A 22,433-nucleotide genomic window follows, 5' to 3' on the forward strand; every position below is an offset into this window, starting at 1 on the left:
CGAGAACGATTGTTATCTTTCTGTTACAAGGGCTCTTGGAGCACCACTTCGGTGGTGCTCTTCTTCGGTTTGATCAAGCTGAAGTCGATCAAGCCTTTCTGCTGGCGCTCGTAGGGGTTGCCGATCATCAACGGGCGCGGCTTGAAGCTGTCGCTGACCAGGCTCTTGCTGCGGTCCCACTCATCGAAACTCAGGCCGGCCAGGTCGGCCCAGGTGTGAATCAACTGCGAGCTGCTGTACGGGCGATGCAGATCGCCGGCGAAACTCCAGTCGTGGGTTTCGCGCCACTTCGGTGAGGCATAGGCCATGAACGGGATGGTGTACATCGGCGCCGTCGGCTTGCCTTCGTTGCGCCCCAGAGTGCTGTGGCCGGCAGAGTCGAAGACGTCTTCGCCATGGTCCGAGAGGTACAGCAGGAAGCCGTTGGGGTCGGTCTTGGCGTAGTCCTTGATCAGGCTCGACACCACGAAGTCGTTGTACAGCACGGCATTGTCGTAGCTGTTATAGGTCGGCAACTGCGCATCGCTGACGCCATCCGGCACGCCCTGGCGGTTGGTGAACTTGTCGAAGCTCGGCGGGTAGCGGTACTGGTAGCTCATGTGGGTGCCCAGCAGGTGCACCACGATGAACTTGCGCTCGGCAGGGTCGGCCATTGCCTTGGCGAACGGTGCCAGCACGTCGCCGTCATACTGGCGGGCGTTCTGGTTGCGGTTGTTGTTCAGGTACACCTGTTCGTCGGCCTGTTCGGAGAAGGTCGTGAGCATGGTGTTGCGTTTGGTCATGGTCTGCTGGTTGGTGATCCAATAGGTCTTGTAGCCGGCCTGTTTCATCACGCTGACAATCGACGGGGTCTTGAGGTACAGGTCCGGGTTTTCTTCGTCGGCGAAGGTCAGCACCTGTTGCAGTGCTTCGATGGTGTAGGGCCGCGGGGTGATGACGTTGTTGAACACCGCCAACTCGTCGCGCAGCTTGTCCAGTTCAGGTGTGGTGTTGCGCGGGTAGCCGTAGAGGCTCATGCGCTGGCGATTGGTGGACTCGCCGATTACCAGCACCAGCGTGGACGGCTGGCCAGCCATGCTGTCCTTGAGGTTCTTCAAGGGCGGGATCTGGCTGGCGCTGGTGAGCATGCCTTGCATGTTGTCCAACTGCTCGGTGTAGCGACGGTAAGCCACGATCATCTGCCACGGCACGGCGGGCTCGATACGGGTTTCAAAGCGATCGATGGCCTGGTCCATGTTGTCGCTGGTGGCGATCTGCTTGACCAGCGGGTAGCCCACCACCGCCAGCACAATGGCTGCCGCTGCCAGCATCGACTGGCCGCGAGGCAGGTAGACCGGGCGCAGGCGCGTCCACAGGAACACGGCGAAAGCGGTATGGGCGATGAACGCCAGCACGATCCACCAGGCAAAATATTGGGTGGCGTATTCGCCGGCTTCAGAGATGTTCGATTCGAACATGATGAAGATGACGCTCTGGGAAAATTCCTGCTGGTAGATGAAGAAATAACCCAGGCTGGCCATGGAGCACGCCCACAGCACTGCGCCGATCACCGCGGCGAGCAGTCGTGTACGACGGGGAAACAACAGCATGGGCGCGAGCCACAGCGCACTCATGAAGAAGGCTTGGCGAAAGCCGCTGAAACCGGACGTGCCGGTCAGCTGAATCAGCAGTTGGGTAATGCCCGAGAAGTACCAGAAAAACAGGAACAGCCAACCAAGGCCGGCCCAATCAAAGCCTTTCGCAGACGTGGTGCTGCGTTTGAACATCGCCATCCAGCGCTCCAACCCGATAATTTTTCAGCTGACGCGCAGGGGCGCGCGCAACAGAGGCCACCCTTGCATGGGGTGGCCCTTGGGGGCGGGAGTATCGGGAGGGGCGTGTGAAAACTTTGTGAGATTTTTGTAGCGGTTATCTTACAAAGCGATGAACAGGCTTAGCAGAGCGCAGGCTGAGTGCTGGAAGGCTGGTCCAGCTGGGCTTGGATGATGTGCGAACGCAGGCGCATGACTTCCTGCTGCAGCTGTTCGCGTTCGTCTTTCAACTGGCGCAGCTCATCACGTCGAATGGTGACGTAGAGGGTCTGTGGCGGACGGTTCATCTGTGCAGTGCTCATTGCTTACCTCGCAAATAGCCGGTGTATCGCGGTGTGCCAGAACGCTTGAGTCGAGGTTCTCGGCAGCAGTCGAGGCCAATTCTGAATTCTTTTTGCGGGCAAGGGAACTTTTTTATTTTTGATGGTCGTGTGACTTTTTGTGCTGTGATGGTGAAACGATGGCAACTTTTTTCCATGAAACTACACGTAACCGCGCTGGACTAACCCTCATTAGCCTCATTGCGCTATAAACTATGTCACACATTTTTTTAGTAGTTAGGAGCATCAGCACATGCAACTGGGGATTATCGGACTAGGCCGCATGGGCGGGAATATTGCACGGCGCCTGATGCTCAATGGGCATACCACCGTTGTTTACGACCGTAACGAAGCATTTGTAAAAGGCCTGAGCGAAGAGGGCGCCACCGGCGTCGCCGACCTCAAGGCCCTGGTTGCCGGGCTGCAAAAGCCGCGCACCGTGTGGGTGATGTTGCCGGCGGGCGCGCCCACCGAAGACACCATCAACCAATTGAGCACGCTGCTCGAAGACGGTGATGCAATCATCGACGGCGGCAACACCAACTACAAGGACGACGTTCGCCGGGCCAAGGCCCTGGCTGAAAAGGGCCTGCACTATGTCGACGTCGGCACGTCCGGCGGCGTCTGGGGCCTGGAACGTGGCTACTGCATGATGATTGGCGGCGACGCCGAGACCGTGCAGCGCCTTGATCCGATCTTCAAGAGCCTGGCCCCGGGCCTGGGCAGCATCCCGCGCACCAAGGACCGCTCCGCCAGCGCCGACCCGCGCGCCGAGCAGGGCTACATCCACGCAGGCCCGGCGGGCTCCGGTCACTTCGTCAAGATGATCCACAACGGCATCGAGTACGGGATGATGCAGGCGTTCGCCGAAGGGTTTGACATTCTCAAGACCAAGAACTCGGAAAACCTGCCGGAAGACCAGCGCTTCGACCTCAACGTGGCCGATATCGCCGAAGTCTGGCGCCGTGGCAGCGTGGTCTCGTCCTGGTTGTTGGACCTGACCGCCGACGCCCTGGCCACCGATCCGAAACTCGACGGCTACTCCGGCTCGGTTGCCGACAGTGGCGAAGGCCGCTGGACCATCGAAGCCGCCATGGAACAAGCCGTGCCGGTACCGGTGCTGTCCACCTCGCTGTTCGCACGCTTCCGCTCGCGCCAGCAAAGCACCTACGGTGACAAAATGCTCTCTGCCATGCGCTTCGGCTTTGGTGGTCACGTGGAGACTTCCAAAAAATGACCGCCAACGGCAAGAAACCCAAGGCCGAACCCGCTCCGCCCACCACCCTGTTTCTGTTTGGTGCCCATGGTGACCTTGTAAAGCGCCTGCTCATGCCGGCGCTGTACAACCTCAGCCGTGATGGCCTGCTGGGCGATGGCTTGCGCATTGTCGGCGTTGATCACAACGCCATCAGTGACGCCGACTTCGCCAAGAAACTCGAGGACTTCATTCGCACCGAGGCCGCGAGCAAGGTCAAGGGCAATGCCGATAACGCCCTGGACCCTGAGCGGTGGGCGCAATTGGCCAAGGGCATCAGCTACGTCGAGGGCGATTTCCTCGACGACAGCACCTATGCCGACATTGGCAAGAAAATCGCCGACAGCGGCACCGGCAACGCGGTGTTCTACCTGGCCACCGCACCGCGTTTCTTCAGCGACGTGGTGCAGCGCCTGGGCAGTGCCGGCCTGTTGACCGAAACCGATGACAGTTTCCGTCGCGTGGTCATCGAGAAGCCTTTCGGTTCCGACCTGGCCACCGCCGAAGCCCTCAACGCCAGCCTGCTCAAGGTGATGAGCGAGAAGCAGATCTATCGCATCGACCATTACCTGGGCAAGGAAACGGTGCAGAACATCCTGATCAGCCGTTTCTCCAACGTGCTGTTCGAAGCGTTCTGGAACAACCATTACATCGACCACGTGCAAATCACCGCCGCCGAAACCGTCGGCGTGGAAACCCGGGGCAATTTCTTCGAAAAAACCGGCACCCTGCGCGACATGGTGCCCAACCACCTGTTTCAGTTGCTGGCGATGGTGGCCATGGAACCGCCCGCGGCCTTTGGCGCCGACGCTGTGCGCGGTGAAAAAGCCAAGGTCATTGGTGCGGTACGCCCGTGGTCGCTGGAAGATGCGCGGGCCAACTCGGTTCGTGGGCAGTACACCGCCGGTGAAATCGGCGGCAAGCAACTGCCGGGCTATCGCGAAGAAGCCAACGTGGCGCCTGACAGCAGCACCGAGACGTTTGTCGCCCTCAAGGTGATGATCGACAACTGGCGCTGGGTCGGCGTGCCGTTCTACCTGCGCACCGGCAAGCGCATGAGCGTGCGCGACACCGAAATCGTCATCTGCTTCAAGCCGGCGCCCTATGCACAGTTTCGCGACACCGAGGTCGATGAGCTCAAGCCCACCTACCTGAAAATCCAGATCCAGCCCAATGAAGGCATGTGGTTCGACCTGCTGGCGAAAAAGCCCGGGCCGACCCTGGACATGGCGAACATCCAGCTGGGCTTTGCCTACAAGGACTTCTTCGAAATGCAGCCATCGACCGGGTACGAAACCCTGATCTACGACTGCATGACCGGCGACCAGACCTTGTTCCAGCGCGCCGACAACATCGAGAACGGCTGGCGTGCGGTGCAGCCGTTCCTCGATGCGTGGAAGGAAGACGACGGCATCCAGGCCTACAAGGCAGGTGAAGACGGTCCGGCCGCCGCCGATGCGTTGCTGGCCCGCGATGGGCGTGCCTGGCATAGCCTCGGATGAGTGACGCAGCGATTCATCCCATCCGTTTTATCCTCAGTGACGTGGACGGCACCTTGCTGCACCCGGATCACAGTCTCAGCCAGCGCACCGCTGATGCAGTGCGTGCGCTGCGCGACAGTGGGGTGTTTTTCAGCTTGGCCAGCGGGCGACCGCCCAAGGCCATGCTGCAGTTGATCGAGACCTTCGGTATCGATGTGCCGGTGGCCGGTTTCAATGGCGGCACCTTGATCAACCCGGATGGCAGCATCCTGGTTGCCCATCACCTGCCAGCGGAGGCAGCGCTGGTCACCCTGGCGCTGTTTTCGGGCGAGCCGGATGTGGAAGTGTGGGTGTTTGCCGATGGTGACTGGCTGCGCCGCGACCCGCCAGGGCCGATGGTGCAGCGCGAGGCCGATGGCCTGGGCTATGGGCCGGTAGTGGTGGAGAGCTTCGAGCCCTACCTGGACCGGGTCGACAAGATCGTCGCCGCCAGTAACAACACGCAGTTGCTGGTGGAACTGGAGGCGCGTTTGCAGCCCAAGGTGCAGGGGCTGGCCCAGGTGTCGCGTTCACAACCGGTGTACTTGGACGTGACCGCGATGCTGGCCAACAAGGGCGAGGCCTTGAAGACCTTGGCCGCGCACCTGGGTGTTCCCATGGAGCAGACGGCGGCGATCGGTGATGGCGGCAATGACCCGGCGATGTTCCACATGGCGGGGTTGTCGATTGCCATGGGGCAGGCGGAAGAAACCGTCAAGCGCCAGGCCAGTGTGGTGACTGGCAGCAATGTCGAGGATGGCGCGGCGGAAGCGATCGAACGATTTATTCTTGCCGCGCAATAAGCGATTGCGCTCTAACGCTGAACTTGCGCGCCATTAATCCACGGCGCGCAAGTTACAGTGCCGACTTACTTCGGCATTGCCCAGGATTGCAACTGGTAGCCATCTTTATCGAGCTCGGCGCGGGCTTGCAACAGCAAGTCTTCCAACTGCGCAGGGTCGGTATAAGCGCTCGACGATAATTGTTTGCTGCCGATACGGGTATTGGTGCGGTCGATGACGCTCAGGCTGAGGGCGCCGTTGCCATCGTGCCAGGCCACGCACTGAAAGGGCTGGAAAGCACGGTCTGCGATCAAAAGAGCTTCGTTGATGCGGAGCGGGGCGTTCATGTGGGTTCTCTCTCATTGCCCATTCAAGTGAGTGCCGGCGGTTGGGCTGACCGTGCGGCGGGTTACTTGTACTGATGCACGATGGCCGGGTACGGGTCACATGTTAGAGCAACTTTTTTCGACTTTTAGTGATTAACGTCATGTAAGCAGCTGTTTTGAAAGCTGAATGAAAGTTTCGACCTGGCCTAACTTTTTTGGCGTAAACGCGGCGAAGTGGCTTTTTGCCCAGACTTATAGCGAAACGGTACAAGCCTTGCGTCAAGACCTTGCTAGGGTTAGCTGCAGACGTCACAAACTGTTGTTTCTAAATAAATTTAACAATTTTGACGCCAAGGAACAGTCATGGGTGTGCCCCCCGTTCAGCGCCGATTGCTAGTGGTCGATCCCTGCGACGACTGCCACGGGCTGCTGCCCGGTTTGCGCACGGCGGGGTGGGAAGTCGACAGTTGCACATTGGAAGCGGTGGGTGACCGGTCCTGTGATGTCGGCCTGTTGCGCCTGCAGCCTTATCACCTCGAACGTCCGGAGGCGGTCAAGGAACTGATTGGCCGCAGCGGTACCGAGTGGATTGCCGTGCTCAGCCAGGACGTTTTGCGCCTGCAGAACGTTGGTGACTTCGTCTGCGAGTGGTTTTTCGATTTTCATACCTTGCCGTTCGACGTCGCCCGTGTACAGGTCACCCTGGGCCGCGCCTTCGGCATGGCACGCTTGCGCGGCAAGGGCCACACGCCGGTGGACGAGCCCGAGCATGAACTGCTGGGAGACAGTCGACCGATCCGCGAACTGCGCAAATTGCTGTCCAAACTGGCGCCCACCGAGTCCCCGGTGTTGATCCGTGGCGACAGCGGCACCGGTAAAGAGCTGGTCGCCAAGACCCTGCATCGCCAATCCCAGCGCCACGCCAAACCGTTCGTGGCGATCAATTGCGGGGCGATCCCGGAGCATTTGATTCAATCCGAGCTGTTCGGCCATGAAAAGGGCGCGTTTACCGGCGCCCATCAGCGCAAGGTCGGGCGCATCGAAGCCGCTAACGGTGGCACGCTGTTCCTGGATGAAATCGGCGACCTGCCCATGGAGCTGCAGGCCAACCTGCTGCGTTTTCTTCAAGAGAAACAGATCGAACGCGTCGGTGGCAGCCAGCCGATTCCCGTGGATGTAAGGGTGCTGGCGGCCACTCACGTCGACCTGGAAGCCGCCGTGGAGAAGGGCGCCTTCCGTGAAGATTTGTATTACCGGCTCAATGTCCTGCAAGTGGTCACCGCGCCTTTGCGTGAGCGCCATGGCGATATCGCAATGTTGGCCAACCACTTTTCCCGCTTCTACAGCCAGGAAACCGGCCGCCGCCCGCGCAGCTTCAGTGATGATGCCTTGGTGGTCATGGGCGAACACGCTTGGCCGGGCAATGTGCGTGAGCTGGCCAACCGTGTGCGCCGCGGTTTGGTGCTCGCCGAAGGGCGTCAGATCGAAGCCGTTGATCTGGGATTGCAGGGCCAGCAGGCAATTTCTCCGCCCATGGCTACACTGGAAGACTATAAGCACCGTGCCGAACGCCAGGCACTGTGCGATGTGCTCAACCGGCACAGCGACAACTTCAGCGTCGCCGCCCGCGTGCTGGGGGTTTCCCGGCCCACGTTCTACCGGTTGCTGCACAAACACCAGATCCGCTAGGGCGGGTAAACCGAAGAGCCCCGCAACGACCCTTATCGTTGCGGGGCTTTTCCTTGGCCTCAAAACCTGCAGGAGCGAGCGTGCTCGCGAAAAAACGCAATGGCACCACATTTTTCCTGGTACCACGCGTTATCGTTGCCGTCCTTCGCGGGCAAGCCCGCTCCTACCGTGTCTGCGGTTAGAAGTAGTACGGGAATTTCAGGCTGAACGTAAAGTCCGGCGCATCGTCCGTCATCCCGATCGACAGGTTCGGCACGATCGTCAGGTTTTCCGACGCCGCAATCGTCATCCCCACGTTGAAGTAGCCGGCGTTCGCATCGCTGGACACCACTGATTGCCAGTCCCCGCCGTCAGGCTTGAGCTTGCTCTTGCGTTGTACCAGGTCGGAGACCGAGAACGACATACTCATCTTCTCGTTCAGCGCGAAGGCGACGCCCACGCCCACTTGGAAGCTGTCGCCGAGGCTGACCTTGCCGCCGACTTTCTGATTGGCATTGGAACTGATGTCGTCGAACGAGTCCTCGAAGTTGTGGGTATAGGACAACGAGCCGAACAGTACGGCGGGGTCGAAGGTCTTGACCAGCGAAATGCCCGGTGTGACCGACCAGACGCCGTTACCCGTGGGCAGGCTTTCCGGCACGAACAGGTTGTCGTTGTTGGGCGACTCGATCAGTTTGATGCCATAGGGTTCCTTACCCGTAGGCGCCTTGACCCGTACCGATACCACCGCATCCGGCAGGGTGTCGGTTTCGTCGAGGAATTTGTAGGCAATGCCGAAGTTTACGTCGCCGATGGTCGGGTCGCGAGTGACCGAGGCTTCCGAGGTGGTGGTACCACTGTTGTTGGCACCACCCGACTGGTAAGTGGACTCGCGGTACACCACCGGCACGTTTACATCGAACTGCCAGCGGTTATCGAGGTTGTAGCGCCCCGTCAGGTCCAGGGTCCAGTTATCGGCCTTGATCCGGTCCAGGTTGATATTGCCGAGGAAGATCGAGTCCAGTGCCAGGAAACCGTTGAGCGTCAGCTGGCGCGCGTCATAACGGGCGTAGGTGATACCGGTCTCGAAGCTGAACTTGCCATTGCCGAAAAAGCCGCTGGCCTCGTTGTACAGGTTGCTGACGCTTTGTGCGGGGGCCGAATCATCCTTGAGGCTTTGCCCATAGGAACTGCCGCCGCCCGCACCGCCCGATGCGGCCGCCGCGCCTACCCCGGGCGCGCCGGCCACGGTGGTGCTCTTGCTGAAATCAGCCGGGGATTTGGCCAGGCGCCTGGGCGCCGGCGTGGCTGGCTGATCTTCTACCTGCCTGACCCTTTGCTCCAATACCGCCAGTGCTTTTTGCTGTACTTCGTAACGCTGCTTGAGTTCCAGGAGTTCCTGTTTCAGCGTTTCAATATCGGCATCCGGCGCGGCATACAACATCGTTGCAGGCAGGAGCGTACTCAAACAAACCACGGCACGTAACGATAAAGATCGATGCATGAAGTAAGCCGTCCCTTTTTTTAATGCGTAAGTGTCGTGGCTCAGCGTAGTTCAATAACCGATAGTGCGTAGGCCCTTGAGTTGATCCAAGTTGAGGTTCTGCGTGATGTTGTTCAAACCGTTGTTGCCCATCACCACGTTAAGCTGGGTCAAATTGTTGATGAAGTTGCTGTTGCCGCTGATAACGGTGCCCTGCAGGACATTGCCACCGCCGATCTGCTGCACCACATTGCCCTGATTGTTATTGGCCAGGAGCGACATCTGCAGCCCACCATTCTTGGCCGAGACGGTGACCTGGCCTGCGGCGGTACTGCCGGTGATCGGTTGACCGGCGACCAGGGCCTGGCCGGATTGCGCGTAGTTGGCCGGCGCCAGGCCGTTTTTGGTGACGTTGATGTCCACCGCGTTGTTGGCCGTGTTGCCATCCCCGGCAGCGCGCACGCTTTGGGTCACGCCTTGGCCGGTGCCCAGGCCGGCGCCGCCCACCACGGTGCCGGTGCCGTTGGGTTGTTGGGTCTGGCCGTTGCCATCGTTGCCGGTGATCTGTACGTAGAACTGCGGGGTGACGGTCGATTTGTCGATTTGCATGCTGGCGCTGCCCGTCACGGTGGCGCCGCTGGAGTTGGTCCAGGTGGTGCTCATCACGATGCCGAAACTGATGATCCGCCCAGGCATTACGAAGCGCCCGCGCAGATCCGCCATTTCCGAATCCTTGAGCTCGATAGGCTTGAAGGCCGATGACGCATAGGCGGGCATTGAGGCCGCCAGGCACATGACCGTCAGCCAACGGTAAGTGTTCATCGTCTGCTCCTGGAGCGTCCTGCCCCTTATTGCGCTTCTAGAAGAAGTCGCTCTGGATGAAACCGAAGTCCATCAATTCGCTGTCGCGCACGGGGCTGAACGTGTTCAGCTGGTTCTTGGCGGTCAACGGTGTGGGCGGGGAGAGCAGGGCGTTGGTCTTGTCGTAGCCTTCACCCAATACGGCGAAAACGATGCCGTTCCAGCCTTTGATGAAATCGTCCTTTGTATAGCGCTTGTGGCCCAGCACGGGGTCGCCGATATAGACCCAGTCCTTGTCGGCGCGCTGCAACACCACGAAGTGCTTGTAGCCGCGGATTTCCAGCAGCACCACAACCGGGACTTTGACGGTGATCAACACTTCTGGCGTAATCCGGTAGCCCTTGGCGCGCATGCCGATGCTTTCCAGATAGCGCTTCATGTCGAGCATGGAAAAGCCCTGGGTGCGCACCAGGTCCTGGTCTGCGTTGACCAGCATGCCCTTGATGACGTGGTCTTCATCCACATCCATCCAATAGGCTTGACGCAGGATGGTGGCCAGTGCAGCGGCGCCACAGCTGAAATCGGTTTTCTGTTCCACCAGGTTGGCGAATTTGCGTTCGCGGATGCTCTCGACCTTCTTGTAGATCAACCCACCACCCGGCATGACCACAGCCATTTGCCCCGCCCAGGTCGGGCCGGTGAGTGCTAGCAGAAGGAGGAAGGCAACGAGGCGCATGATCGTATGACCTGTTGGACACTGGAATGAAAAGGGCCTTGTTGCCAAGGCCCTGTCAGGATCAGAAGCGAGTGGTGGACTGCACGACTACGTTGTTCTGACCTTGGTTGTTGCTACCCGACAGAACGTTGGAGTTCGACACCCCGGAGCTGAAGTTCATCGAGTTGTTCACGCTGGCGTTGTTGACCACTGGCTTGGTGTTCCAGCCATGGCCGCTGGCCAGGTTGAGGGTCAGGTTGCCGGACACATCCTGCACGCCATTGACGGTTGCAGCGCCGCCGGTACCATCTTTGTTAGCCTGGATAACGGTGCTGTTGCTGGCCTGGTTGGAGGTACCCGAAGCGGCGTTCAGTTGAAGCACGCCGGAAGCATTGTTGCCACTGTCGTTGAGCGAAGCGTTGTTTTTGGTGCTGCTGTTGATCACCAGGTTACCGGTGTTCGATTGAGCCGAGTTCACGGTCGCGAACACGAAGTCTGCATCGGCGGACTGAACGACTACGTCGTTTTTGCCCTGGTTGTTGTCACCACTCAGCACGTTGCCGTTGGCAATGCCACTGATGTGGTTGTAGGACTCATTGGCCGAAGCGTTGTTTTTGGTTTTGTCATTGAGCACCACGTTGCCATGGTTGCTTTGACCGTCGTTGGACGTAGCGGTGGCTGAAGTGGTTGGAGCCGGTTGTGGGCCGCCACCGCCACCGCCGCCTGGTGGGTTAGCGTGAGCAGCAACAGCCATGAGAGCAGCGAGAGCGAAAGCCAGTGGTTTAAGAGCCATTGTAGGTTTCATGGTGTTTCTCCTTGCTTCTATTTAGTTGGTTAAGTGTTGGTACGGTCTAGCTATCGACTCAGCTCCATCAGTTGAGTCGCAGGTTCAGGGTGTTAGCCACTCGGTTCCCCACCCCGGCGCTCTGGGTGACCTGTACCACTCCACGGCTGCCGGTGAAGGCCTGGTCGCTGGTAACGACCTGGCGGCTGCCAGTGGTAGGGGTCAACCCTGAGTCTGTTGCAAGCGCAACGTTCTGTTGCGACATGACGCTGTCATCGATGCTCTGCGGGCCAGCGTTAATGCTGATGCGCACGGCATTGATCGATTGGTTCTGGGCCCCGGCCGACTGGTTGATGCTCAGTACGCCGTTGCCATTGCTGAATGAGTTGCCCTGGATGGCCGCTTTGGCGTTCAGGTTGCGGTCGGAGGGAGCGCCGCTGATGTGCTGGGTGACATTGATGTTCGCCTGGGCGTTGTGGCCGACCGCAATGGCGACGTTATTGCTCAGTTGCTGCTGGTCGCCGGCGGCCTGGTTGACCGTGACTACGCCGTTGTAGTGCTTGCCCGAGTTGTCGATGGTTGCGTTGTTGTTGCTGTCGGCCATCGCGGCACCGCAACCCAGCACGGTCAGGATCATCCAGGAATACTTCATCTCAGCGCCCTCCGACCATGCTGCCGATGTTGTTCAGCGGTTGTAGGCCGCGAGAGACTGCGCCGTTGACCGTGCCGGAAATACTGCTGCCACCGACATGGCTGGCTGCGGCGCCTGCACCCAGGCCGATGCCGCCGCCGTTATTGTCAAATCCGGGAAGGTTGCCGCCTGGCATGATCGTGCGAGTGAGGCTGGAGCCGCTGGCGATCCCGGCGATGTCGCTGTCGTTCAATTCAGTGTTGTTGAGGGCGCGATAGATCTGGACGGACGGGTTGGCATTCGCGGTGGTCGGGCTGGGGTCGGAGCCGGCGGTGCGGCCGTACATGTGGCCACGGACAGCGCGTTCAATCACGATCACACCGTTACCTTCGGCGAGCGCTGGAAGGCTCACGCTGGTACTGAGTACACAGCTGATCAGAAGGAGGCTCAATGAACCTTGAGTGTGAGTGACCACGGCAATATTCCTTATTCTTCACGCTGACCCTAAACAGCGCTGTAAGGGATAGAGCAGAAGCTGTGCCGCTTTTTGTTTGTTTCGGTTATTCAAAGGGTTGCGCAAAAGGCCAGGCAAAATGATGGCCGCGCTGTATCAGCCGTGAGACAGCGACCCATGAATCCCAGGCTACCCAGCCGCTGCACAATCGCTTCACCACCCTGTATCAGCGCTGTAACACCGCGCATGACAAAAGCATGAATCCGCTTGCCACGGGCGGTTCAGGGCAGGGAGGTGTAAAAAAAACGGACACTTCAGGCGTGCGCAAGCCTTTGCCTGCTGGCGGGGGCTCAGCCTTTGGGGGCTTTACGCGGTATGGAATTGAGTACGGGGTTGCCGTCCTGGTTCTGGGTCAGGTAGACCGGCAAGACCTTGGGCAGGGAGGGGACGAGGTTGTTGACCTCGTTGATGTTGTAGATGCCGCCGATGCGAATCGTCCCGGTACTGGCGTCTGCCAGCATCACCGGTTTGCTCAGGTAGCGGTTGATCAGTGGCAACGCATCGGCCAGGGCCAGGTTGTCGAGGATCAGTTTACCCTGGCGCCAGGCCAGCGCGGTATCGTTGGGGTTGATCGCACGCACACGGGGTGTGGCATCGCCCTGTTGATAGCTGGCCTGCATGCCGGGGGTGAGCGGGACGCTGCCGTGCACCTGGTCGCTGGCAATCTGTACCGAGCCTTCGAGCAGCATCACTCGCACCTGGTCTTCGTATTTCCAGACGTTGAACTGGGTTCCCGTGACCCGCACCTGGCCATTGGCTGCATGCACGATGAACGGGTGGTTGTTGTCATGGCTGACCTTGAAGAACGCCTCGCCCTTTTTCAGCGTGACCCGGCGCTGGTCCTTGTAATTGCTGTAGATCAGCTCGGTACCGAGGTTGAGCTCCACCTGGCTGCCATCACCCAGCGTGACCTGGCGTAAACCATTGGCGGCGTCGAAGCGTTCATAGGCGCTTGGTAGCCACCCGGCCTCCCAGCCGGTAAAGGCGGCCAGGGGCAGGGCGGCCAGGCAAATCGCTGCCGCCACCGCATAGGTACGCACCCGGCTGCGGGGCTTGAACGGCACCACCACAGGGGTAGGTTCGCTGCGGGGCAGGTGATCGGCGACGTCCCAGATTTCGAGCATGGCCGCGTATTCAAAGGCGTGCAGCGGATGAGCATCGTGCCATTGCGCAAAAGCCTGACGCTCGCCAGGCGTGCAATCACACGCGTGCAGACGCATGCACCAATGCGCAGCGGCGTCGGTGATGGCGTCATATTCGGCTTCTGAAAGGGCTTTTTCGCTCATTTACTCATCCTGATTTCCGACATTCTAACCTCCCGAGGCGGATGGCGAGAACAGCCATCATGGCGATTGCACATCAATTGGAACTTATTCTCGTTTGGCAATGCCCAAAAAATTCAGGACATGAGTCTGTCATTCCCACAATGGAGTACGAATATGCTGAAGAAAACCTTAGTCGCCCTGTGTGCAACCACTGCTCTGCTCAGCGCGGGCGCTGCCTTGGCCGACAAGCCGGGGGCGGGCTGGATTACCATTGAGAAAGCCATCGAAGTGGCCAAGACCAAGGCCGGCTATATCGAGGTATATGCAGCCGAGGCCGACGACAACGGCTATTGGGAAGTCAAAGGGCGCAAGTCCGACGGCACCGTGTACGAAGCGCGAATCGACGGCGCGTCGGGCAATATCCTGCGTGACCAGAAAGACTGACGTTCCCCGCCGGGAGCCTGCTCAGGCTCCCGCATCCGATTCCCGCCCCAACTGGCTGATCATGCAGGTGATCGAGTCGGCATTGGCCAGCATGGTGTCAATCCGTTTATCGACGTTGCTCATGAACAATGCCCGGGCACCGTGCGTGTGGCGGTAGATAACGGAGGCGGATCGCAAGCGCCCGTTGACAGCAGGCACGGGAGGCGTTGTTTAATCGACGATCTGGATTCTTGTTGTCTCTTCCAATTATAAAATCGGAGCTACAGATGTCTGCCCAGTCCCCGATAGTCGACAGTCCTTCAGCCTTCATCGGTTTCAACGACCTGGTGGGGTTGCTGCACGCCATATTCGTCAAACATGGCACCTCGCCCGAGGTTGCCGCGATCCTGGCGCGCAACTGCGCCAGCGCCGAGCGCGACGGTGCGCACAGTCACGGCATCTTCCGCATCCCCGGTTACCTCAGCACGCTGGCCAGTGGTTGGGTCAATGGCAAGGCTGTGCCTGTGGTCACGGATGTGGCGTCCGGCTTCGTGCGGGTAGACGCAGGCAACGGCTTCGCCCAGCCGGCCCTTGAAGCGGCCCGTGCACTGCTGGTGGACAAGGCACGCAGCGCCGGCATCGCGCTGCTGGCCATCCACAACTCCCATCACTTTGCCGCGCTGTGGCCGGATGTCGAGCCTTTCGCCGAAGAAGGGCTGGTGGCGTTGAGCGTGGTCAACAGCATGACTTGCGTGGTGCCCCATGGCGCCGACCGGCCGCTGTTCGGCACCAACCCCATCGCCTTCGCCGCGCCGCGTGCCGACGGCTTGCCGATTGTGTTCGACCTGGCCACCAGCGCTATCGCCCACGGCGACGTACAGATTGCCGCCCGCAAGGGCGAGCGCCTGCCGCCGGGCATGGGCGTCGACAGCCTCGGCCAGCCCACCCAGGACCCCAAGGCCGTGCTCGAAGGCGGCGCACTGCTGCCTTTCGGCGGGCACAAGGGGTCGGCGTTATCGATGATGGTCGAACTGCTGGCGGCGGCCTTGACCGGTGGCAACTTCTCGTTCGAGTTCAACTGGGCCGACCACCCCGGTGCCCGCACGCCCTGGACCGGCCAGTTGCTGATTGTCATCGACCCGAGCAAAACCGCCGGGCAAAGCTTCGCCGAGCGCAGCCAGGAACTGGTGCGGCAGATGCATGCGGCGGGCTTGCGGCGTTTACCGGGGGATCGACGTCATCGCACACGGGCGAAGTCGGAGCAGCAGGGTGTTGAGTTGGACGCGCAGGAACTGGCGCGATTGCAGGCATTGTCGGTCGATTGAACAGGTGGCGGCGCCAGCCGGCGCCGCCACCCGGCAGATCAGTTGCGGCGACCCAGCAACAGGCCGACCACCAGGCCGAAGCCGGCAGAGATGGCCACGGTCTGCCATGGATGGCCACCGATGTAGGTTTCGGTCGCGTCGACCACTGGCTTGCTGCGCTCGCGCACGTTGGACACCGAGTCCAGCGCTTGCTTGAGTTTGATGGCGACCTGCTCACGCAGGGTTTCACCTTCTTCACCTACCAGGGAAGCGCTGCTCTTGAGCAGTTTGTCAGACTCTTCGATCAGCGCCGTAAGTTCGCTGAAGGCTTGATCCTTGATTTGATCTTCGACAGCTTGGGCGGCTTGGGCGGCGGTTTTGCGGGCCATTGTGTGACTCCTTGCAGGTGAATGTGACAGTGAACAATGGAGTGCCGGGCGGTGGCAAAAGTTGCAGTTTTTTTCCCTCGGCGTGGGTTCGGGTAAATTCCGGATCAGGAAATTTCGACCTACAGTGTAAGATGGCACCTATTTATGCAGCAGGTAATTCAACATGAGCTTCAATCTCGCCAACAAGACCCTCGCCGAACGCGCCGAGCTGGAAGATGAAAAGTCCCGTCTCTACGACCTGTGGCAAACCAACCTGGGCAAGGCCAAGGGCGAAGCGGCACGGTTGTTCGGCGAACGCGCCAAGCGCAAGGGCAAGTGGGCCGAATGGGTGCGCGCCGAACTCGACGGCATGTCGCCGCCGGAGTTTTCCAACATGGTGCGCAGTGAAGTCAACAAGCTGATGGCCGCGGCTAAATAAAACTCGCCACAATGGCCTCGCGCACTTTCAGCACCACCGGATCGAGCTGCGCCTGGGTGCGCCAGCCCAGTTCGACCGGGTAGCGCGGTAGCGCCAGCGGGCAGCGCAGGACGCGCAGCCCGGTCATGTCGGCGATGGCCTGCGCAGCGTGCCCCGGAATGGTCGCCACCGCCTGGCTGCCCTTGAGCAAGAAGGGCAGCGCAGCAAAGTGGCTGGTGGACGCGCACACCTGGCGGCTCAATCCGTGTGCGGCCAGGCCTTCGTCAGTGATCCCGATAAACCCGCCTGAAGACACCAGCACATGTTCGCGTGCGACGAATTCGTCCAGGCTGATCTCGGGTTGGTCGGAATCCACCAGGCAGCGATAATCGCCTTCCCCCAGCACCTGCCGGCTCAACCGACTGTGCGCGAAACCGCCGGCGGTAATCGCCAGGTCCAGGGTGCGATCGAGTAATGCACCGGCGACGATCTGGCTGTGAGTCTGGCGGAAAATCACCCGCAGTCTGGGCGCTCGTTGCGCAATCTCAGCGATCAGCCGGCGGCCGTAGGCAATCTCGAAATCATCGGACAAACCCAGCACCACGGACCGGCCCTGGTACTGCTGGTTATCCGGATTGACCATCGCCAGGCTCTGCCGACAGCGGTCCAGCGCTTCGCTGATCACCGGCTTCAACTGATTGGCCCGCAACGTCGGCGCCAGTCCCCGACCGGTGCGCACGAACAGTTGATCGTCATAGACCTCGCGCAAACGCCGCAAGCCCGCACTGATCGCCGATTGCGTCACGCCCAGGCGCAACGCCGCGCGACTGGCGCTGGACTCGTCATGCAGGGCTTCAAAGGTTTTCAGCAGGTTCAGGTCAATATTCGCGATATTCATCTGGCTCATATCATTCAGCACTGAGGTGGGCTTTATTCATGATCGCTGCACGCAAGAGAATGGGCAACCCAACCCTTGCAGGACCGAGCTTGCTCGCGAAGCGTTTGGGAGCGCCGTGGTAACCCGTCAGTAAGGCGTTATCGTTGACGTTTTTCGCGAGCAAGCTCGCTCCAGATGGGCTGCCTATCTTCTTTATTCGGAGTGATCGTGATGCCTGTTTCTATTGTGGCGGCTTTGCAGATTGGCGCGTTGCCGGGTGGCAAGGCCGAGACCCTGGCGCAAATCCTCAGCTATGAGGACGACATCCAGCGCAGTGGTGCGCAACTGGTGGTCATGCCCGAAGCGCTGCTGGGGGGCTATCCCAAAGGTGAAGGTTTCGGCACGCAGTTGGGCTACCGCCTGCCTGAAGGGCGTGAAGCCTATGCGCGTTATTTCGCCAACGCGATTGAGGTGCCTGGTGCAGAGACCGAGGCGCTGGCGGGCCTGTCCGCGCGCACCGCTGCCAGTTTGGTACTTGGCGTTATCGAGCGCAGTGGCAGCACCCTGTACTGCACCGTGTTGTACTTCGAGCCCGCCGATGGCCTGGTGGCCAAGCATCGCAAGCTGATGCCCACTGGCACCGAACGGCTGATCTGGGGCAAGGGCGATGGCTCGACGCTGCCGGTGATCGACGCAGCGGTGGGGCGCATTGGCGGCGCAGTGTGCTGGGAAAACATGATGCCGCTGCTGCGCACGGCGATGTACGCCAAGGGCGTGGAGGTGTGGTGCGCGCCGACCGTGGACGAGCGCGAGATGTGGCAAGTGAGCATGCGCCATGTCGCCCATGAGGGGCGCTGCTTTGTGATCAGCGCGTGCCAGGTCCAGGCCTCGCCTGAAGCCCTGGGCGTCGAGGTTGCCAACTGGCCATCGGACCGTCCGTTGATTGCCGGCGGCAGCGTGATCATCGGCCCCATGGGCGACATTCTCGCCGGGCCGCTGCGCGGTGAAGCCGGGCTGCTGACGGCCCGCATCGATACCGATGAACTGGTGCGCGCGCGGTACGACTATGACGTGGTGGGGCACTACGCCCGGCCGGACGTATTCGAGTTGGTAGTGGACGAGCGCACCAAGCCTGGCGTGCGCTACATCACCGACTGAACGGCTCCTGCAGAGGGTGTGATGCCAGCCATTCCTCACGGGTCATTTCCCAGATGTCCCGTGGGAAGGTGCCTTCGACGAAGTTGCCTGTATCCGTCCTGATCAAACGCATGCCGGTGCGCTCGGAAATCCGTCGCGATCCCAGGTTCGGTGCAGCCTTGGGTACGCGCAGCAACGGGCGCAGGATCAGGTGTTCGGTGAACAGCGTCGGTTGCATGGCGTTTACCAGGTGACGGTATTCGGCAGGTCCAGCGTGCCACGGTCCACAAAGCGCATCGTGCCGAACAGGCCTCCCGCGAGTTTGCCCCGCAGCACGTAGGGCAGGTTGTTCAAGCTCTGGGTCTGGCTCAGGCCCAGGGTCTGACGCAACACAGAAAACGCCGAAACGCTCACCGGCACCATCAGCACGGTCTCGGAAAAGCGTGGGATGGATCCGCTTTGGTCGCTGACCCCTGACGCCAGCGGCCGGCCATTGACCTCCAGGTCCAGGGCCACGCCGTTGTAGTCGATCGCCGTTTCATTGGGGTTCTGCACCCGCAGTTTCACGGCGAAGCGTACTTCCAGGTCCTGGCTTTGCAGGGGCTCGATGCCCACCACGTTGATGTTCACCGGATCACGGTTGGGAAACAGGGCGCAGGCGCTCAGGGTCAGCAGCAACAGCGATAGAACCATGAGCTTGCGCATGTAAAAAGTGCTCCTATTTCGTGACGTCCGGGTCCTGCATGACTTTGAGGGTAGAGGACTCTGGATCAAATTCATCTTCTTCCAGTTCTATGAACTCTTCCGGCAGGAAAATGTTCAGCAGGATTGCACAGAACGCGCCCACGGTGATCGGCGATTCAAAGATGTTATGCAATGCCTTGGGCAGGTCGCGCAGCACTTCCGGCACCGCAGCGACACCCAGGCCCATGCCGAGCGAAATCGCCACGATCAGCACATTGCGTCGGTGCAGCCCGGCTTCGGCGAGGATCTTGATCCCGGCCACGGCCACGGTGCCGAACATGATCAGGGTCGCGCCGCCCAGTACCGGCTTGGGCATCAGTTGCAGCACCGCGCCGATCATCGGGAACAGGCCCAGCAGCACCAGCAGGCCGGCGATAAAGTACGCCACGTAGCGGCTGGCCACGCCGGTCAACTGGATCACGCCGTTGTTCTGGGCGAACGTCACCATCGGCAGGCTGTTGAAAGTGGCGGCCATCGCCGAGTTGAGGCCGTCCGCCAACAGGCCGGACTTGATGCGCTTGATGTACAGCGGGCCCTTGACCGGCTGTTGGGAAATCATCGAGTTGGCCGTCAGGTCACCGGCGGCTTCCAGGGGCGAAATCAGGAAGATCACCGCCACCGGGATAAACGCCACCCAGTCGAACGAGAACCCGTATTTGAACGGTACCGGCACGCTGATCAGCGGCACGTGAGGCAGTGCGGCCATATCCACGCGGCCCAGCAGCCAAGCCACCACGAAACCCAGGGTCAGGCCGATCACGATCGAACCCAGGCGCAGGAACGGGTTGTTGAAGCGGTTGAGCACCACGATGGTCAGCAACACCAGCGCGGCCAGGCCCATATTGCTCGCGGCGCCGAGGTCGCTGGCGCCAAAACCGCCCGCCATGTCGGTGACCGCCACCTTGATCAGCGACAGGCCCATCAAGGTAATGATGGTGCCGGTGACCACCGGAGTGATCAGCTTGCGCAGCTTGCCGATGAACTGGCTGAGCACCACTTCGATAAACGCCGCGAAAAAACAGATGCCAAAGATCGTCGAGAGGATCTCATCGGTGCCGCCGCCCCGGGCCTTGACCATGAAACCCGCGCTGAGAATCACGCTGATAAAGGAAAAGCTGGTGCCCTGCAGGCACAACAGCCCCGAGCCGATCGGGCCGAACTTGCGCGCCTGCACAAAGGTGCCGAGCCCCGACACAAACAGCGCCATGCTCACCAGGTACGGCACTTCGCTTTCCAGGCCCAGCACGCCGCCGACGATCAGCGTGGGGGTGATGATCCCGACGAAACTCGCCAGCACGTGCTGCAAGGCGGCAAAAATCGCTGCCGTGAAGTGCGGGCGGTCTTCCAGGCCGTAGATCAGGTCGGATTTATAGCGGGGGCGAGGAGCTTGAGCGTCAGACAAAATGCGGGCTCGGGTCAGAAAATGGAGGCGCAGGATGCCAGAAACTGCCGGTCGTCAGAAGTGTAAAAAAATATTTATAAGGCCCCTGCGCAAAACCCCAGGCCCTGCCGATATCTCATATAGGCCCACATACCCATGACAACAGTGGTGACCAAGGTCTGAGCAGCGCGTTGACGCTGATGGATCGTTTCGCGGCAGGGACGCTCGCAAACACTATTTCTGAGAGCTCCCCCTATGTCCCTCCGTCAGCTGAATATTGCCCCTCGAGCGTTCCTCGGTTTTGCGTTCATTGCGTTGTTGGTGGTTTTACTGGGGGTGTTTGCGGTCAACCGCATGACGCAGATCCGCCAGTCCTCGGTGGACATGAGCCTCACCCAACTGCCCAGCGTGACCTCATTGGGCATCATCACGGAAAACGTGCTGCGCCTGCGTATCCTGTCGTTCCGCGTATTGGTCAACCGTGAGCCTGCCAGCCTGCAGGAAGCCGAAACCCGCATGGGGGTGCTGGCCGACAAGGTGAAAACCGCCCAGGCCAGTTACGCCGCGTTGCCTGCCGGCCCGGAAGAGGCTGCGTTATACAAGGTGTTTGTGGTCACCCTGGACAACTACTTCAAGGCCCAGGCCGAGATGCTGGCCCTGTCCAAGCAAGGCAAGGTCGATGAGATGCGTGCACTGATCAACAGCCGCATCAAGGACGGCACCGACCAGATGGGCGAGCAATTGAACAAGCTCATTGCCATCAATGCGGCCGACGCCAAGCAGGCCGACGATGAAGCCGGGCTGAGTTACCAAGGCGCGATTACCGGTGTGATCGCCGTATCGGTGGCTGCCGCGTTGCTCACCGTATTGCTCGCCTGGCTGCTCACCCGCAGCATCGTCACGCCGTTGCGCAAGGCCGTGGAAGTGGCTGAAACCATCGCCGCTGGCAACCTGAGCAAGACCATCGAAGACGATGGCAAGGATGAGCCCGCACGGTTGCTCAACGCCTTGTCGACCATGCAGGCCAATCTGCGCCAGACCATCCAGCATATCGCCGGTTCGGCGACGCAGCTGGCCTCCGCCGCGGAAGAGCTGAGCGCGGTCACCGAAGAAGCTTCCAAGGGCTTGCAGCAGCAGAACAATGAAATCGACCAGGCCGCCACGGCGGTCAACGAGATGACGGCGGCGGTGGAAGAAGTGGCACGCAATGCGGTGTCGACTTCCGAAGCGTCCGGGCAGTCCAACCAGGCTGCGCGTGAAGGCCGCGACCGTGTGATGGAAACCGTCGGCGCGATCCAGACCATGACCCAGGATGTGCAAAACACCGCGGCGATGATCGAGGGCCTGGCCACGCAGGGGCGTGACATCGGCAAGGTGCTGGACGTGATCCGCGCGATTGCCGAACAGACCAACCTGCTGGCGCTCAACGCAGCCATCGAAGCCGCACGTGCCGGTGAAGCCGGACGTGGCTTTGCGGTGGTGGCCGACGAAGTGCGGGCGCTGGCCCATCGCACTGCGCAGTCGACCCAGGAAATCGAAAAAATGGTCGCCGGTATCCAGAACGGCACCGGTGAAGCCGTGCAGTCCATGCAACAGAGCAACCAGCGCACCCAGGACACTCTGGAAATGGCCCGCGCCGCTGGCGTTGCCCTCGAGCAGATCACCCAGTCCATCAGCCTGATCAACGAACGCAACCTGGTGATTGCCAGCGCGTCGGAAGAACAGGCCCAGGTCTCCCGCGAAGTGGACCGCAACCTGGTCAACATCCGCGACCTGGCGACCCAGTCGGCGGCGGGTGCCAACCAGACCAGCGCGGCCAGCCATGAGCTGTCGCGCCTGGCGGTGGATTTGAATGGGATGGTGGCGCGTTTTGTGATTTGAAGGCGTCAGGAACCTGCTTTTTGTA

Annotated in this window: 23 protein-coding genes and 1 pseudogene; 9 read left to right on the plus strand and 15 right to left on the minus strand. The window is 60.5% G+C overall.

The window, feature by feature from the left end; genetic code table 11:
• Positions 1–23: 23 nt before the first annotated feature.
• Together BM70_RS0118045 and BM70_RS33130 are read right to left on the minus strand one after the other, a co-directional pair.
• The gene (locus tag BM70_RS0118045; protein WP_025857275.1) at positions 24–1,772 is read right to left on the minus strand and encodes a phosphoethanolamine transferase CptA; all 1,749 of its coding nucleotides are present in this window, start codon (positions 1,770–1,772) and stop codon (positions 24–26) included.
• A 161-nt stretch (positions 1,773–1,933) separates the two neighbouring features.
• Positions 1,934–2,113 carry a DUF6026 family protein gene (locus tag BM70_RS33130; RefSeq protein ID WP_155952171.1) on the minus strand — a complete coding sequence of 60 codons (180 nt, stop codon included), beginning with the start codon at positions 2,111–2,113 and terminating at the stop codon, positions 1,934–1,936.
• 271 nt (positions 2,114–2,384) lie between these two features.
• Between BM70_RS33130 and gnd the strand changes: the two genes are divergently transcribed.
• The 3 genes from gnd to BM70_RS0118065 are packed head-to-tail and all read left to right on the plus strand — an operon-like array spanning position 2,385 to position 5,709.
• The gene (gene gnd / locus BM70_RS0118055) at positions 2,385–3,368 is read left to right on the plus strand and encodes a phosphogluconate dehydrogenase (NAD(+)-dependent, decarboxylating) (protein WP_025857276.1); all 984 of its coding nucleotides are present in this window, start codon (positions 2,385–2,387) and stop codon (positions 3,366–3,368) included.
• On the plus strand, positions 3,365–4,888 hold the full coding sequence (gene zwf, locus BM70_RS0118060) for a glucose-6-phosphate dehydrogenase (protein WP_025857277.1): 1,524 nt from the start codon (positions 3,365–3,367) through the stop codon (positions 4,886–4,888). Before gnd ends, zwf begins: the two co-directional genes overlap by 4 nt.
• Positions 4,885–5,709, plus strand: coding sequence for a Cof-type HAD-IIB family hydrolase (locus BM70_RS0118065; RefSeq protein WP_025857278.1), 825 nt, complete (start codon positions 4,885–4,887; stop codon positions 5,707–5,709). The genes zwf and BM70_RS0118065 overlap by 4 nt, the downstream gene beginning before the upstream one ends.
• Positions 5,710–5,774: 65 nt before the next feature.
• Here the strand turns inward: BM70_RS0118065 and BM70_RS0118070 are convergent, their stop codons facing one another.
• The gene (locus tag BM70_RS0118070) at positions 5,775–6,035 is read right to left on the minus strand and encodes a hypothetical protein (protein ID WP_025857279.1); all 261 of its coding nucleotides are present in this window, start codon (positions 6,033–6,035) and stop codon (positions 5,775–5,777) included.
• A gap of 342 nt (positions 6,036–6,377) precedes the next feature.
• Between BM70_RS0118070 and BM70_RS0118075 the strand changes: the two genes are divergently transcribed.
• On the plus strand, positions 6,378–7,703 hold the full coding sequence (locus BM70_RS0118075; protein WP_025857280.1) for a sigma-54 dependent transcriptional regulator: 1,326 nt from the start codon (positions 6,378–6,380) through the stop codon (positions 7,701–7,703).
• Between the two features lie 178 nt (positions 7,704–7,881).
• Here BM70_RS0118075 and BM70_RS0118080 read toward each other — a convergent pair whose 3' ends face one another.
• The 7 genes from BM70_RS0118080 to BM70_RS0118110 form a co-directional block, all read right to left on the minus strand.
• A complete protein-coding gene (locus tag BM70_RS0118080) occupies positions 7,882–9,186 on the minus strand; it encodes a transporter (protein WP_025857281.1) in 1,305 nt (434 codons plus the stop codon).
• Between the two features lie 51 nt (positions 9,187–9,237).
• Positions 9,238–9,987: a hypothetical protein gene (locus BM70_RS0118085; RefSeq protein ID WP_025857282.1), complete on the minus strand. Its 750-nt coding sequence runs from the start codon at positions 9,985–9,987 to the stop codon at positions 9,238–9,240.
• 37 nt (positions 9,988–10,024) lie between these two features.
• Positions 10,025–10,702, minus strand: coding sequence for a C39 family peptidase (locus BM70_RS0118090; RefSeq protein WP_025857283.1), 678 nt, complete (start codon positions 10,700–10,702; stop codon positions 10,025–10,027).
• Positions 10,703–10,763: 61 nt separating this feature from the next.
• The gene (locus tag BM70_RS0118095) at positions 10,764–11,486 is read right to left on the minus strand and encodes a hypothetical protein (RefSeq protein ID WP_025857284.1); all 723 of its coding nucleotides are present in this window, start codon (positions 11,484–11,486) and stop codon (positions 10,764–10,766) included.
• A gap of 67 nt (positions 11,487–11,553) precedes the next feature.
• Positions 11,554–12,117, minus strand: a complete 564-nt coding sequence (locus tag BM70_RS0118100) for a hypothetical protein (protein WP_025857285.1) — start codon at positions 12,115–12,117, stop codon at positions 11,554–11,556.
• Between the two features lies 1 nt (position 12,118).
• Entirely contained in the window at positions 12,119–12,571 is a 453-nt protein-coding gene (locus tag BM70_RS0118105; RefSeq protein WP_025857286.1) for a hypothetical protein, read from the minus strand.
• Positions 12,572–12,900: 329 nt separating this feature from the next.
• Complete coding sequence (locus BM70_RS0118110) at positions 12,901–13,896, minus strand: FecR family protein (RefSeq protein ID WP_025857287.1); 996 nt, start codon at positions 13,894–13,896, stop codon at positions 12,901–12,903.
• 153 nt (positions 13,897–14,049) lie between these two features.
• Here BM70_RS0118110 and BM70_RS0118115 point away from each other — a divergent pair, with 153 nt between their 5' ends.
• Both BM70_RS0118115 and BM70_RS0118125 read left to right on the plus strand, forming a co-directional pair.
• Positions 14,050–14,319, plus strand: coding sequence for a PepSY domain-containing protein (locus BM70_RS0118115; protein ID WP_025857288.1), 270 nt, complete (start codon positions 14,050–14,052; stop codon positions 14,317–14,319).
• A gap of 266 nt (positions 14,320–14,585) precedes the next feature.
• On the plus strand, positions 14,586–15,623 hold the full coding sequence (locus BM70_RS0118125; RefSeq protein WP_025857289.1) for an Ldh family oxidoreductase: 1,038 nt from the start codon (positions 14,586–14,588) through the stop codon (positions 15,621–15,623).
• A 38-nt stretch (positions 15,624–15,661) separates the two neighbouring features.
• Here the strand turns inward: BM70_RS0118125 and BM70_RS0118130 are convergent, their stop codons facing one another.
• Positions 15,662–15,991: a YqjD family protein gene (locus BM70_RS0118130; protein ID WP_025857290.1), complete on the minus strand. Its 330-nt coding sequence runs from the start codon at positions 15,989–15,991 to the stop codon at positions 15,662–15,664.
• Positions 15,992–16,154: 163 nt separating this feature from the next.
• Between BM70_RS0118130 and BM70_RS0118135 the strand changes: the two genes are divergently transcribed.
• Positions 16,155–16,409 carry a hypothetical protein gene (locus BM70_RS0118135; protein WP_003190904.1) on the plus strand — a complete coding sequence of 85 codons (255 nt, stop codon included), beginning with the start codon at positions 16,155–16,157 and terminating at the stop codon, positions 16,407–16,409.
• Here the strand turns inward: BM70_RS0118135 and BM70_RS0118140 are convergent.
• The gene (locus BM70_RS0118140; protein WP_025857291.1) at positions 16,402–17,295 is read right to left on the minus strand and encodes a LysR family transcriptional regulator; all 894 of its coding nucleotides are present in this window, start codon (positions 17,293–17,295) and stop codon (positions 16,402–16,404) included. The genes BM70_RS0118135 and BM70_RS0118140 overlap by 8 nt on opposite strands.
• A gap of 201 nt (positions 17,296–17,496) precedes the next feature.
• Here BM70_RS0118140 and BM70_RS0118145 point away from each other — a divergent pair, with 201 nt between their 5' ends.
• Complete coding sequence (locus tag BM70_RS0118145) at positions 17,497–18,423, plus strand: carbon-nitrogen hydrolase family protein (protein ID WP_025857292.1); 927 nt, start codon at positions 17,497–17,499, stop codon at positions 18,421–18,423.
• Here the strand turns inward: BM70_RS0118145 and BM70_RS0118150 are convergent.
• The 3 genes and pseudogenes from BM70_RS0118150 to BM70_RS0118160 form a co-directional block, all read right to left on the minus strand.
• A pseudogene (locus BM70_RS0118150) lies at positions 18,413–18,604 on the minus strand (hypothetical protein); the annotation flags it as partial. The gene BM70_RS0118145 and the pseudogene BM70_RS0118150 sit on opposite strands and share 11 nt — an antisense overlap.
• A 41-nt stretch (positions 18,605–18,645) precedes the next feature.
• A complete protein-coding gene (locus BM70_RS0118155; RefSeq protein ID WP_025857294.1) occupies positions 18,646–19,107 on the minus strand; it encodes an LEA type 2 family protein in 462 nt (153 codons plus the stop codon).
• Positions 19,108–19,120: 13 nt separating this feature from the next.
• Positions 19,121–20,548 carry a nucleobase:cation symporter-2 family protein gene (locus BM70_RS0118160; RefSeq protein ID WP_025857295.1) on the minus strand — a complete coding sequence of 476 codons (1,428 nt, stop codon included), beginning with the start codon at positions 20,546–20,548 and terminating at the stop codon, positions 19,121–19,123.
• Positions 20,549–20,782: 234 nt separating this feature from the next.
• On the opposite strand from BM70_RS0118160, the gene BM70_RS0118165 reads away from it, so the two are divergent.
• Positions 20,783–22,408, plus strand: coding sequence for a methyl-accepting chemotaxis protein (locus BM70_RS0118165; RefSeq protein ID WP_025857296.1), 1,626 nt, complete (start codon positions 20,783–20,785; stop codon positions 22,406–22,408).
• Positions 22,409–22,433: the final 25 nt, after the last annotated feature.

The organism is Pseudomonas sp. CHM02 (genome assembly GCF_000612585.1).
Taxonomy (GTDB): domain Bacteria; phylum Pseudomonadota; class Gammaproteobacteria; order Pseudomonadales; family Pseudomonadaceae; genus Aquipseudomonas.